Here is a 12,207-nt window from a genome sequence, read left to right on the forward strand (position 1 = left end):
GGGGCCTCCTTCCGCGACCTCGAATCGTCCACCTCGCAACGTAACCGAGCCGTCACGGGCCCCGCAATCCCGTCGGCGTGTCACGCGGCGTGACCGGTGTCCGGGCACGAGCAGGGAGGATGGCGTTCATGCGCACCGTGGCGGTGGTCCTCGCCGGAGGCGTGGGGCAGCGGGCCGGGCTCGGCATGCCCAAGCAACTGGCGCGGATCGCGGGGCGGACCATCATCGAGCACACGGTGGCCGTGTTCGAGGCGGCGCCCGAGGTCGACGAGATCGTGGTGCTGATGGCGGCCGGGCACACCGGCGCGGCGGCGCGGCTCGTCTCCGGGTTCTCCAAGGTGTCCAAGGTCATCGAGGGCGGCGCGAGCCGTACGGAGTCGACGTGGCGGGCGTTGTCGGCGCTCGGCCCCGAGGAGTGCCATGTGCTGCTGCACGACGCGGTGCGGCCGTTCGTGGAGCCCCGGGTGATCGCCGACTGTGTGGCGGCCCTGGAGTCGGCGCCGGCGGTGATGGTGGCGGTGCCGACGTCGGACACGATCGTGGTGGCCGACGGCGACGTGGTGCGGGACATCCCCGACCGCGCGCCGCTGCGGCGGGTGCAGACCCCGCAGTGTTTCCTGCTGTCGGTGGTCCGCGAGGCGTACACCCGGGCGCTGGCCGACCCCGCCTTCGCCTCCCGCCCCGCCACCGACGACTGCGGGGTGGTGCTGCGCTACCTGCCGGACGTGCCGATCCGCATCGTGGCGGGCAGCGAGCACAACATGAAGGTCACCCACCCGGTGGACGTGCACATCGCCGAGAAGCTGTTCCAGGTGACGGCTGCGGTGCCTCCCGCCGCCCCTGAGCTGCTCAGGGACGTGCTCGGCGGGCGACGGCTGGTGGTGTTCGGCGACCCGCTGCTCGGCGGGCTCGCGGCGGGACACGGCGCGCGGGTGTCCTGCCCGGCAGTGCGGGTGTCCGACGCCGTGGCCGTGCGGGACGCGCTGGGCCGGGTGGCCGAGGAGGGGCCGATCGACGTGGTGGTCCTCGGCGAGACCTCAGGGGACGCCGGGGACGCCGGGGACGCCGGGGACGCCGACGTCGTCGTCGCCGGCCACCTGGGCGCGCTGACCGTGGCCGAGGCCGCCCTCCCCCACCTGCGGGAGACCGCCGGTCACCTGCTCCTGTGTGCCCCCGCGCCGGCCACCGCCGCCCGCGCCTCAGTGGCCGCCGCCGTGGCGGCCCTCACCCGCTCCCTGGCCGAGGAGTGGTCCGGCCAGGGCGTGCGCGTCAACTGCGTCACCACTGGGGACGCGCCGGCCGCCGGGACGTCCCTGGACGTTCTGGCCTCCGGCGGCACCGGCCAGGTGGTCACCTCACGCTGACGGCTTGCCGAGGCGGGGCGGGCTGGTGAGGAATCCCCAGCCCCAGGACAGGTGCATGGTGGCGTACACCAGGGGCAGCCGGGCCAGGGCCGCCGGAGGCAGGCCGCGGCCGGTGGCGACGGAGCCGGCGAGGATGGCCGCCGCGTACGCGCCCGGCACGACGAGCCCGAGCGGGAAGAACGGCGACACGACGAGCCCGAGCACGATGGCGGCCACGGCGGCGGGCGGCGCCAGGTAGCGCAGGTTGATGGTGCCCTCGTGGGTGCGGGCGACGACGCGGCGCCAGCGGCCGTAGTGGAAGTACTGCTTGGCGAGCGCGCGGACGCTGGGGCGTGGACGGTAGGAGACCCGCATGCGGGGCTGGAACCACACCAGGCCGCCGGTCCGGCGGATGCGGTGGTTCATCTCCCAGTCCTGGGCACGCTGGAAGTGCTCGTCGTACCCGCCGACACGCTCCAGGGCCTCGCGGCGGAACACGCCGAGGTAGACGGTGTCGGCGGGCCCCGGCTCGCCGCCGGTGTGGAAGCGGGCGTTGCCGACGCCGATGCGGGACGTCATGGCGCACGCCACGGCTTGCTCGAACGGCGTGACGCCCTCGGCGGCCATGATGCCGCCCACGTTGTCGGCGCCGGTCTCCTCCAGCGTCTCCACCGCCACCCGCAGGTAGTCGGGCGGCAGCATGGCGTGGCCGTCCACCCGGGCGATGATGCCGTTGCGTGACGCGCCGATGGCGGCGTTGAGGGCGTTCGGGGTGCGCCCGGTGGGGTTGGCGACGACGGTGACGCGGGGGTCCTCGGCGGCCAGGGCGTCGGCGACGTCCTGCGTGCGGTCCTGCGAGGGACCGACGGCGAGGACGACCTCGATCGGCCCGTCGTACCGCTGCGCGAGCACCTGGTGCACGGCCTCACGCAGGTGGCGCTCCTCGTTGAGCACCGGCATGACGACGGAGACGGGCGGCCAGACACGGGTGGCCGGTCCCGGGCGGGGCGAGTCGGGGAACTCCTTCATGGCGGCGCTCACGCTACTGTACGAGCGGGTGGGGACGGCAACCCACGGCGGTAGGGACGTCCGCATCGGTGTGTGTCGGCGGCCTTTGAGGGGGCTCGATGAGTGACGACGACTCCGGCGTCCAGGTGGGCGGGGACGCCTACGGGGGCGTGCGGTTGTCGGCACGCCGCTCCAGGCGGGCGAAGTCCGGGGCACGTGCCGTGCTGCTCGGCGCCGCCCTGTCCAGCGCGGTGCTCGCGGGCTCCGGCGTGTCGTGGTTCCTGTCCTCCTACGCCGCCGGGCAGATCAAGTCGGTGGACGCCGGGACCACCGGGTCCGACGCGCGCGGCGCGCTCAACATCCTGGTCGTCGGGGTGGACAAGCGGGACGACCTCACCCGGCGCCAGCAGAACCTGCTCCACCTCGGCCGGGAGGTGGGCCAGCGCAGCGACACCATCATGGTGGTCCACCTGTCGGAGGACCACTCCAAGGTCACGGTGGTGAGCCTGCCCCGCGACAGTTGGGTGGACGTCCCCGGCAAGGGCCAGCACAAGATCAACTCGGCGTACAGCCTGGGCGGGGCGCCGCTGGCCGTGCGCACGGTGCGCAACGCCACGGGCCTGACCATCCACCACTACGTCGAGGTCAACGTCCTCGGCTTCATCAACGTCGTGGACGCCATCGGCGGCGTGGAGGTCTGCACCCCGGTCGCGATCGACGACCAGAAGACCAAGTTCCGCCTCCAGCCCGGCACCTACGAGCTGGACGGCGTCAAGGCCCTGTTCTACGCCCGCACCCGGGCCACCGCCCGTTCCGACCTCGACCGCATCGACCGCCAGCAGCAGGTCATGTCGGCCCTGCTGCAGCGGGCCCTCAGCGGCGGCACCCTGGCCAACCCGGCCAAGCTCACCGCCCTGGTGGGCTCCACGCTGAAGACCCTCACGGTGGACAAGGCCCTGGCCAAGGACCTGCTCGGCCTGGCCGACCAGCTCAAGGACGTCTCCACCGACGACGTGACGTTCGCCACCGTGCCTCTGGCCGACGTGGACTACCGCACGCCGACCGGGGAGTCCGCGGTGTTGTGGGACAAGACCGGGGCCCGCGACCTGTTCCGCCGCATCGCCGCCGACGAGCCGCTCGTGAAACCCACGCCCGCCGCCAAGGAGCCCACCACGCCGAAGCCGACGCCGTCGCCCGCGCTCAGCGTGCCGCCGTCGCGCATCGCGGTGCGGGTGGTGAACGGCACCTCCATCACCGGCCTCGGCGCCCGCGCCAAGGCCGACCTGCTGAAGGTGGGCTTCCAGGTGCCCGCCCCTCCGGGCGACACCAGCCGCCGCACGTACCAGAACACCGTGGTGCGCTACCCCGCCGGCCGGGAGGACTCGGCCCGCACGGTCGCCGCCGCCATCCCCGGCGCCGAGCTGCGGCAGGCCGAGGTCCCAGGAGTGGAGGTCATCGTGGGCAGCTCCTACGACGGCGCCAAGAAGGTCACCGTGAAGGAGACCTCCCCGACGGCCGGCCCGTCGCCGTCCAGCACACCGGTGGCGCGGACGGCCACGCAGAACATCTGCAAGAGGTAGCCCTGCCCGGTCTCGCCGTGACGCCACTCGCGCGCCTCGGGGCCTACCAGGTCTCGCCGGTGATGCGCTCGTACGCCTCGATGTAGCGGGCGCGGGTGGCCTCCACGACGTCGGCGGGGATCTCGGGTCCTGGTTCCTTCTTGTCCCAGCCGGTGCCTGCGGCCCAGTCGCGGACGTACTGCTTGTCGAAGGCGTGCTGCGGGCGGCCCGGCTCCCAGTCGTCGGCGGGCCAGAAGCGGGAGGAGTCGGAGGTCAGCACCTCGTCGGCGAGCACCAGGGTGCCGTCGGGGGCGCGGCCGAACTCCAGCTTGGTGTCCGCGATGATCACACCGTGGGACGCCGCGAGGTCCGCGCCGCGCCGGTAGACCTCCAGCGTGATCCGGCGCAGCTCGGCGGCGGCCTCCGCGCCCTGGCCGGCCGTCACGTCGTCGATGGTGATGAACTCGTCGTGCTCGCCGAGCGGCGCCTTGGTGGTCGGGGTGAAGATCGGCTCGGGCAGCTTGGAGCCCTCGACCAGGCCGGGCGGCAGGGCGACCCCGGAGACCGAGCCGCTCGCCTGGTACTCCCGCAGGCCGAGCCCGGCGAGGTAGCCGCGGGCGATGCACTCGACCGGCACCATGTCCAGCTTGCGGCACCGCACCGCGCGTCCGGCGAACTCGGCGGGCACGTCGGCGGCGGAGATCACGTGGCCCGGCACGATGTCGCCGAGCCGCTCGAACCACCACAGCGACAGGCGGGTCAGCACCTTGCCCTTGTCGGGGATGGGGGTGGGCAGCACCACGTCGTACACCGAGATGCGGTCCGAGGCGACCAGGATGATGTCACCCCGGTCCTCGTAGACCTCGCGCACCTTCCCCGAGTGCAGCAGCTTCACCGTACCCCCAGCTCAACGACCACCCGGGGTGCTCCCGGCCGGACCCAAGGTTACCGCCGCGCCACCGTCCCGCCGCGCCCCGGGAGGCAAGTCACGACATGGCCAAGGTCGTCACCCCTTAGTTACATTTGACGAGGCTTTTCGCCAGGTAAGGTCCCAGCCCCGGGCGCTATGCTTCCGCCCTGATCGACACCGAAGCGGGCCCGATCAAGGACAGGTGCGGAGATGCGCGAGCGCCACGGACCGGCGAGCAAGATCCCCCCGGGTGTCGACACCTCGGTACCGAACATCGCGCGCGTGTACGACTACATGCTGGGCGGCACCATCAACTTCCCCGCCGACCGCCACCTGGCGGAGCTGGCCCTCCAGATCGCCCCCGACGCCCCCGCCATGGCCCAGGCCCACCGCGCGTTCCTGCGCCGCGCCGTACGCCACCTGGCCGCCGCCGGCATCCGCCAGTTCCTGGACATCGGCTCCGGCCTGCCCACCCAGGGCAACACCCACGAGATCGCCGAGACCGCCGCCCCCGGCGCCCGCACCGTCTACGTGGACATCGACCCGGTCGTCATCCTGCACACCCGCGAGCTCCTCGCCTCCAGCCCCACCGCGACCATCATCCAGGCCGACATCCGCGACCCCGATCACATCCTCAAGCACGAGCACTTACGCGACCACCTCGACTTCTCCCAGCCCGTCGCCCTGCTGATGTGCGCCATCCTCCACCACCTGCACGACCACGAGTCCCCCACCGAGATCTCCCGCCACCTCGTCTCCGCCCTCCCCCCGGGCAGCCACGTCGTCATCTCCCACTTCCACAACCCCGGCAGCTCCCGCCCCGACGTCGCCCTCCAGGCCACCGAATCGGAAAGACTCTTCAACGAGAAACTCGGCACCGGCCGCTGGCGCTCCCGCGACGAGATAACGTCCTACTTCTCCGGCACCGACCTCGTGGACCCCGGCCTGGTGTACATCCCCGACTGGCGCCCCGACCCCGACGAATACCAGTTCCGCGGCACCCGCTACTACGGCGACTACGCCTACAAGAGCCTGACGTACCACTCCTGGCTCGGCGGCGTCGGCCGCAAGGACTGACCGCCCCGGCGGGACGTCAGGTGATCGGATGTGACGTGCCGAGCCTCGCGCGGACCTCGGCCGCGCCAGGGTGGTCGAGGTCGTCCAGGATGCCGAGGGCCCGCCGCCAGACGGCACGGGCGGCGGGCACGTCACCCGCGGCCTCGTGGGTGTCCCCGAGGTGCGTGAGGACGCCGGCCTCCCAGTAGCGGTCGCCGAGCCGGCGCAGGTGGTTCAGGGCGTGCTCGTAGCAGGCGATCGCCTCGGCGTGGTGGCCGAGGTGGTGGTGGGCGTAGCCGAGACGGTCCCAGCTCTCCCCCTGTCCGTGGGGGTCGCCGATCGTCTCGAACAAGGCCAGTGCCTGCCCGCAGTGCGCGAGGGCCTCGTGGTGCTCGTCGAGTTCCGCGTGCACCCATCCGACGGTGTTGAGAGCGAGCGCCTGCCCGTGCGCGTGGCCGGCCGCCCGGAACAGCGCCAGGCAACGCCGCGCGTGTTCGAGGGCTTCGCGGTGCCGGTCCTGGCGTCCGAGCAGCACGGCGAAGCTGTAGTGCGTCTGCCCCTGCCCGGGGAGCTCACCGGCCTGGCGGTGAAGCGCGAGAGCCTGCTCCAGATGGCCGCGGGCCTCGTCGAAGCGGCCCATCTGGATGTAGGCGTGGCCGATCTGCTGGTGTCCGCCGGCCTCGGTGGCGGGCTCACCCGAACGGCGTCCGGCCGTCACGGCGGCACGCTGGGTGGCGATCCAGTCGTGCCAATGGCCGCGCCGGTCGAGGTAGTCGGTCAAAGTCCAGGCCAGTTGCCAGGCGTGGGTGTCGAGACCGGCGCTCACCGCCTGTTCCACGGCACCGAGCAGCACGGCGTGCTCGGCGGTGTACCACCGCAGCGCGTGCTCGTGATCGAGGAGGATCTCGGGGACGACGCCGGGGGCGGGCTCCGGCAGGGCGATCGGGTCCCGGCACGCGTGCAGGTGCAGCGCCGCCGCGTATCCCGTCCGCAGGTAGTGGTCCAGCACCCGGCGGATCGCGTCGCCGCGAAGCGGGCCGGCGTCGGTGCCGTCCGCCGCCTCCGCGGCGTAGACCCGCAGCAGATCGTGCAGGATGTACCGGTCGGGCAGGTGCTCGATGATCATATGCGTCCGGGCCAGCTCGGCGAGCAGGAAACGTACCTCGTGCGGCGGCGACGCCATGAGGCTGGCCGCCGCCGCGGCCGAGATGTCGGGACCGTGGTGCACCCCGAGCAGCCGGAACAGGCGTGCGGCCTCCGGAGTGAGCGTGCGGTACGACCAGGAGAAGACCGCCCGCACGTCGGTGGCCTGATCACCGCCGGTGAGAGCGTCCAGCCGCGCGTGCGCCTCCCGCAGCTCGGCGGCCAGGGCGCGCAGGGGGAAACGCGGATGGGTGGCGGCCCGCGCGGCCACGATGGCCAGCGCGAGAGGTAATCGGTCACACCGTTCGATGATCTCCCCGGCCGCCTCGGGTTCGGCCGCGACCCGGCCCGGCCCGAGGCGCCGGACGAGCAGTTCCCGTGCCTCCGCGAAACGGAGGGCTCCGAGAACGAGCGGCACGGAACCGGCGGCGACCAGGCCGGAGAGCTGATTGCGGCTGGTCACCACGACCATGCATCCGGGCGTGCCCGGCAGGAGCGGGCCGGCGTGGCCGGAGTCGCGGGCGTTGTCGAGCACGATGAGCATGCGGCGGCCGGCGAGCATGCTCCGGTAGAGGGCGGCCTGGGCGGCCAGGCCGGACGGCACGCGCTGCGGCGCCACGTGAAGGGCGTCGAGGAAGCCGCGTACGGCCTCGGCGGGATCCATCGCCCCCTCGGAGGCGAACCCGCGCAGGTTCACGTAGAGCTGCCCGTCGGGGAAACGGTCGCGGACCCGATGGGCCCAGTGCACCGCCAGGGCGGTCTTTCCCACCCCCGCCGTGCCCGTCAGCGCGCTGACGACCACGGCGGTGGCGTGGTCCCGCGACTGTTCGACGAGGGCGTCCAGCCTGGCCAGCTCGTCGCCGCGTCCGCAGAAGCCGCGTACGTCGCTCGGTAGCTGCGCCGGCACGACGGTAGCCGTGGAAGACCCCCGGGCCACCGGACGCGCGCCGGAGTCCAGATCTCCGCGCAGGATGCCCTGGTGCGCCCGGCGGAGCTCCGCCCCCGGCTCGGCGCCCAGCTCGTCGACCAGCCGCCGCCGGGTGGCCGAGTACAGGTCGAGCGCCTCGGCGGACCGTCCCACCGTGTACAGGGCACGCATCAGGACCGCCACCAGCGGTTCGAAGAGGGGGTTCTGGTGGACCGACTCGGTGAGCGGGCCGATCACGGCCGCGGCGTCGCCGGCGAGCAGCTCGGCGTCGGCCCACGACACGACGGCGTCCAGGTGCTCCCTGCGCCAGTCCCGGCGCGTCCGTTCGGCCCAGTTCCCGTGCAGACCGCCGAGCGCCTCGCCCCGCCAGAGCCCGAGCGCCTCCCGCAGCAGCCGCACACGCTCGGCTCGCGACGCTTCCCGAGCCTGCCGGAGCCGCAGCCGGAACAGGTGGACGTCCACCCGCTCGGGCTCGACACCGAGGAGGTATCCGTCCGAGCGGCGCGCCAGCGGCGCGGCCGGCCCGCCGTGCGCTCCCGCCTGTTCGAGCGTCCTGCGGAGCCTGGTGACGTGCGCCTGCAGCGCCCGGCGCGCACGCTCCGGAGGCCGGTCACCCCAGACACGCGTGATCAGGGTCTCGACGGTGACCTGACGGCCGGCGTCCGCCGCCAGCGCCGCCAGCACCGTGCACCGCTGCGGCGGCCCCACCGCGAACGTCGCCCCGGACGCGACCACCTCCACCGGGCCCAGCAGCCGGAAATGCACACCGATCACCCGCGCCCCGCTCCGCATTCACCACTGTGAGCTCATCACTACATAGTGCGACAACATATCGGCAACTTTTCGCCTGCCGGCGGGATCCAGTATGAGATCCGGCCGACCGGCCGCCACCGCCCGACGACGGGAGAAACCATGACGGAACGTGGAGACAGACATGCGGGGGGCCGCGTCCGGCGGGGTCTGCTGGTGCTGCTCGCCACCCTGACGGCCGCCGCCGTGACCTCGGGGGCCGCCCAGGCCGACCCCAAGCCCCTGCCGTCCGCGTCCACCTACATCAGCGACGACACGCTCGCCAAGATGGAGGCGCAGGAACCACTGAGGAAGGCCGCGGACATCGTCCGGTGGAGCGTCGAGCGGACCAAGGCCGGCGGCTACGCCGGCATCGAGCTCGGCGGCGACGAGGTCGTGGTCTGGTGGAAGGGCACCCTCCCGGCGGCCGTCCAGGAAGCCGTCACCGAGGCCCGCCGCGGCGCGCGGGTTCGTGTGGCCCCCGCCGCCCACTCACGCGCCGAACTGGAGAAGGCGGCCCACCGCGTGGCGGAGTACATGCGGACCCATCCCCGTTCCCCGTACCACAGCGTCGTCGTCGCCCACGACGGCAGCGGGCTCGTCGTCAAGGCCGAGCAGGCCGGGCTCCCGCCGGCCCCGCTGCCCGCCGAGGCCAGGCCGCCGGCCGGGATCCCGGCCTCCGTGGTGCGGCAGGAACGCCCGCGGCTCGCCGGCAGGCTCAACGACACGGCTCCCTTTTGGGGCGGCGGCCGCATCAACAACAACGACAACGACTCCATCTGCACCGCCGGGTTCCCCGTGCTCAGGTATGACTCGGCGTTCATCCTGACCGCCGGGCACTGCGGCCGTCCCGGCGGGAGCTGGAACAACGGCGACGACAGCCGCTTCGTCGGCACCGGGGCCCATGAGCACGTGGCCCACGACCTCCTGCTGATCTCGGCCCCGGTCCATGGCCGCATCTGGGACGGGGGCGTCGGTGTGGGCGAGTTCACCAAGCGTCTACTCGGCTGGGGCTGGGTGTCGACGGGTGAACGGCTGTGCGCGTCGGGCTCGGTGACCGGGGCTCGATGCAATTTCATCGTCAACGGCAACACCTACGCGATGTGCGCCCGCGACGTGTACGGCAACAGCGAGTGCTACTACGACCTCATCGCGGCCGACCACGAGACATGGGCGTCCGCCGGCACCGCGGGCGACAGCGGCGGCCCGGTCTTCGTCCCCTGGGGCTCCGACGGTGTCATCGCCAAGGGCACCATCACGGCCACCATCGGCCGCACCCTCGTCCTCCAGGACTTCGCCACCGCATGGGCGGACTTCGGCATCGAGACGTTCAACGGCTGACCCCCGCGCCCACGCCGTTCACGGCCGGGGGGCGTGAGCGGCGGGGACGGTCCTCGCCGGCAGCGGGAACGCCTGGCCGCGTTCGGCGTAGCGGACGCGGTCGGAGAGGCCGGCGCGGGCGACGGCGCGGCGGAAGGCGGACAGAGGGGAACTGAAGACCGTGTAGTCGTCGTAGTGGACGGGGACGGCGACGCGGGGGGCGATCAGGCGGACCCAGCGGACACCCTGGGCGGCGTCCATGGTGACGAGGAGGCCGAGGAGCTTCGTGCCGCCCAGGTGGACCAGGCCGACGTCGATCCCGGGGAAGCGGACGGGGATCTCGCACAGGATCGGGTCGAGCAGGGTGTCGCCGCTGATGTGGAGGCGGAGGTCCACCTGGCCGTCGGGGCGGGTGAAGTCGAGCATGCTGCCCATGACGGGCGGGAGCAGGTAGCGGGCGGGGCCGGGGGCGTGGCGGGCGGGAAGGGACGTGACGGTCAGGGTGCGGCCGTTCTTGTGGAGGCGGTGCTCGCCCCAGGTGCGCAGCCCGACGGCGCGGGTGAAGCCCTGGCGGCGCAGGTGGCGGGTGGTGATGACGGGGACGCGCTTGTCCAGGCCGTGCCTGGCGATCCGGTCCCAGTGGTCGCCGTGCATGTGGGACAGCACGATGGCGTCCAGCGGCGGCAGGTCGCCGACGTTCAGCGCCGGTTCGGTGCGGCGCCGCGAGGTGAGGCCGTACCCGAGGTGGGCGCGCTGACCGCGGTGCAGGAAGTTGGGGTCGGTCAGCAACGTGAAGCCGTCGTGGCGGATCAGCGTGGTCGCGTTGCCGATGAACAGCACATCGGATGGTTCCTGTCCCGTCATCGTCCTCTCCCCTCCGCTCCCGGCTGCAGGTGAGGCCCGCCCTAGGACCCGTACCCAATCCCACACAGCCCTCCGATTTCCGTCAGATCTGGAACGCTCCATTAGTTCGTTATGCCAGCACCGTCAAGAGAATCGCCGCGTCAAAACCGGCCATCGAGAAAGCTGTCCGCGGGCCGGGAAGCGTGATCTGATGCCTGTGCCGATCCGGCTCGGGGGCCAGGACAGAAAGGTCGCGACGATGCTGGACTCCCCTCTGTACGTGAACATGACCCGCTGGGGCGCGCTCTACGGCGGGCCTGGCGGCAACTGGGGGCCGGGCCGGGTGGACCCCGCGGCCGACCAGGTGGAGAACCAACTGGGGCTCGGCCCTGGCGGGTTGCCCCGCCTGTTACCGGCCAGCAACACCAGTGACGACCTCGACTACATCCTTCCGGCCACCCGCGTGAACCTCGGCCTGCCGAACCCGTTGTTCGCCGCGGCCGTCGGCAGCCAGCACGGAGGCGCGGGGAACAACGGCCGGGTCGTCCTGGACGACCTGCGCGGCGCGATGAACAGCGTCTGGCCCGTGCTCGCCAACCCGTGCTACGCGATCATCGACTCCGACGCCGCCCACCACGTCTCGCTGCTCCTGGCCGAGCTGGCCTTCGCCAACGTGGCGGCCGGCCGGGCCAAGATCGTGATCAACTTCGACGCGCACACCGACTACTCCGTCGCGGCGATGAACGCCGCCTCGCTGCGCTGCGACAACTGGGGATCTTTCGTGATCCGCCCCGTCGGCGCGTGGGTGCCCATCGCCGACGCCTACGTGATGATCGGCAACAAGGCCGGCGGCGGCCAGGCCCCCAACCCGGCCTGGAGCAACACCACCTGCCGCCTCCGGGCCCCGAACACCCAGTCCCAGAACCTCGCCGGGGCCACCGTCAGGCTCCAGATGCAGAGCCTCGTCAACCTGCTCAACGCCAACATCGCGCACCTGAACGGCAACGCGCCCTGGGCCGGTTACGACGTCTACGTGACCGTGGACCGCGACTTCCAGCAGCAGAGCTTCACCGACTACGGCGACGGCGCCTACACCACGGTCGCGGCCTGGCAGGCCGTGCACGACTGCATGGACGAGCTCAACAACAACGTCCCCAACGTCGCCTTCGCCGGCTTCGACATCTGCGGCCTCCCCACCTACGCCGGAGCGAGCGTCGCCGCGGGCGCCCTGGCACCCCAGCAACGCTTCAACCTGGCCCTCCAGGACATCCAGACCTTCGAGAACGAGATCGCCGCCCTCTGAGCCAC

The 12,207-nt window shown here is 72.5% G+C and carries 9 protein-coding genes; 5 read left to right on the plus strand and 4 right to left on the minus strand.

Annotated elements, in window-relative coordinates; all coding sequences use genetic code 11:
- Positions 1–128 precede the first annotated feature (128 nt).
- Positions 129–1,364 carry an IspD/TarI family cytidylyltransferase gene (locus ABGB17_RS06955; RefSeq protein ID WP_347626965.1) on the plus strand — a complete coding sequence of 412 codons (1,236 nt, stop codon included), beginning with the start codon at positions 129–131 and terminating at the stop codon, positions 1,362–1,364.
- Here ABGB17_RS06955 and ABGB17_RS06960 read toward each other — a convergent pair.
- Positions 1,356–2,372, minus strand: a complete 1,017-nt coding sequence (locus ABGB17_RS06960; protein ID WP_347627160.1) for a glycosyltransferase family 2 protein — start codon at positions 2,370–2,372, stop codon at positions 1,356–1,358. The two genes, ABGB17_RS06955 and ABGB17_RS06960, sit on opposite strands and share 9 nt — an antisense overlap.
- A gap of 98 nt (positions 2,373–2,470) precedes the next feature.
- Here ABGB17_RS06960 and ABGB17_RS06965 point away from each other — a divergent pair, with 98 nt between their 5' ends.
- Positions 2,471–3,931 carry an LCP family protein gene (locus ABGB17_RS06965; protein ID WP_347626966.1) on the plus strand — a complete coding sequence of 487 codons (1,461 nt, stop codon included), beginning with the start codon at positions 2,471–2,473 and terminating at the stop codon, positions 3,929–3,931.
- 43 nt (positions 3,932–3,974) lie between these two features.
- Here the strand turns inward: ABGB17_RS06965 and ABGB17_RS06970 are convergent, their stop codons facing one another.
- Positions 3,975–4,805, minus strand: a complete 831-nt coding sequence (locus ABGB17_RS06970) for a phosphoribosylaminoimidazolesuccinocarboxamide synthase (RefSeq protein WP_347626967.1) — start codon at positions 4,803–4,805, stop codon at positions 3,975–3,977.
- A gap of 225 nt (positions 4,806–5,030) precedes the next feature.
- Between ABGB17_RS06970 and ABGB17_RS06975 the strand changes: the two genes are divergently transcribed.
- The gene (locus ABGB17_RS06975; protein WP_347626968.1) at positions 5,031–5,897 is read left to right on the plus strand and encodes an SAM-dependent methyltransferase; all 867 of its coding nucleotides are present in this window, start codon (positions 5,031–5,033) and stop codon (positions 5,895–5,897) included.
- 16 nt (positions 5,898–5,913) lie between these two features.
- Here the strand turns inward: ABGB17_RS06975 and ABGB17_RS06980 are convergent, their stop codons facing one another.
- Entirely contained in the window at positions 5,914–8,721 is a 2,808-nt protein-coding gene (locus ABGB17_RS06980) for a BTAD domain-containing putative transcriptional regulator (protein ID WP_347626969.1), read from the minus strand.
- A 138-nt stretch (positions 8,722–8,859) separates the two neighbouring features.
- On the opposite strand from ABGB17_RS06980, the gene ABGB17_RS06985 reads away from it, so the two are divergent.
- A complete protein-coding gene (locus tag ABGB17_RS06985) occupies positions 8,860–10,077 on the plus strand; it encodes a hypothetical protein (protein WP_347626970.1) in 1,218 nt (405 codons plus the stop codon).
- Positions 10,078–10,095: 18 nt separating this feature from the next.
- Here ABGB17_RS06985 and ABGB17_RS06990 read toward each other — a convergent pair whose 3' ends face one another.
- Complete coding sequence (locus ABGB17_RS06990) at positions 10,096–10,920, minus strand: MBL fold metallo-hydrolase (RefSeq protein WP_347626971.1); 825 nt, start codon at positions 10,918–10,920, stop codon at positions 10,096–10,098.
- A gap of 190 nt (positions 10,921–11,110) precedes the next feature.
- On the opposite strand from ABGB17_RS06990, the gene ABGB17_RS06995 reads away from it, so the two are divergent.
- Positions 11,111–12,202 carry a hypothetical protein gene (locus ABGB17_RS06995; protein WP_347626972.1) on the plus strand — a complete coding sequence of 364 codons (1,092 nt, stop codon included), beginning with the start codon at positions 11,111–11,113 and terminating at the stop codon, positions 12,200–12,202.
- The last annotated feature ends 5 nt before the right edge of the window (positions 12,203–12,207 follow it).

It is taken from the genome of Sphaerisporangium sp. B11E5, assembly GCF_039871875.1.
GTDB lineage: Bacteria > Actinomycetota > Actinomycetes > Streptosporangiales > Streptosporangiaceae > Sphaerisporangium.

Bases quoted from the DNA above. Each gene is read 5' to 3' on its own strand.
- ABGB17_RS06960 (WP_347627160.1), bottom strand. From the start codon at position 2,372: ATGAAGGAGTTCCCCGACTCGCCCCGCCCGGGACCGGCCACCCGTGTC.
- ABGB17_RS06975 (WP_347626968.1), top strand. From the start codon at position 5,031: ATGCGCGAGCGCCACGGACCGGCGAGCAAGATCCCCCCGGGTGTCGAC.
- ABGB17_RS06990 (WP_347626971.1), bottom strand. From the start codon at position 10,920: ATGACGGGACAGGAACCATCCGATGTGCTGTTCATCGGCAACGCGACC.
- ABGB17_RS06965 (WP_347626966.1), top strand. From the start codon at position 2,471: ATGAGTGACGACGACTCCGGCGTCCAGGTGGGCGGGGACGCCTACGGG.
- ABGB17_RS06955 (WP_347626965.1), top strand. From the start codon at position 129: ATGCGCACCGTGGCGGTGGTCCTCGCCGGAGGCGTGGGGCAGCGGGCC.
- ABGB17_RS06995 (WP_347626972.1), top strand. From the start codon at position 11,111: ATGCCTGTGCCGATCCGGCTCGGGGGCCAGGACAGAAAGGTCGCGACG.
- ABGB17_RS06985 (WP_347626970.1), top strand. From the start codon at position 8,860: ATGACGGAACGTGGAGACAGACATGCGGGGGGCCGCGTCCGGCGGGGT.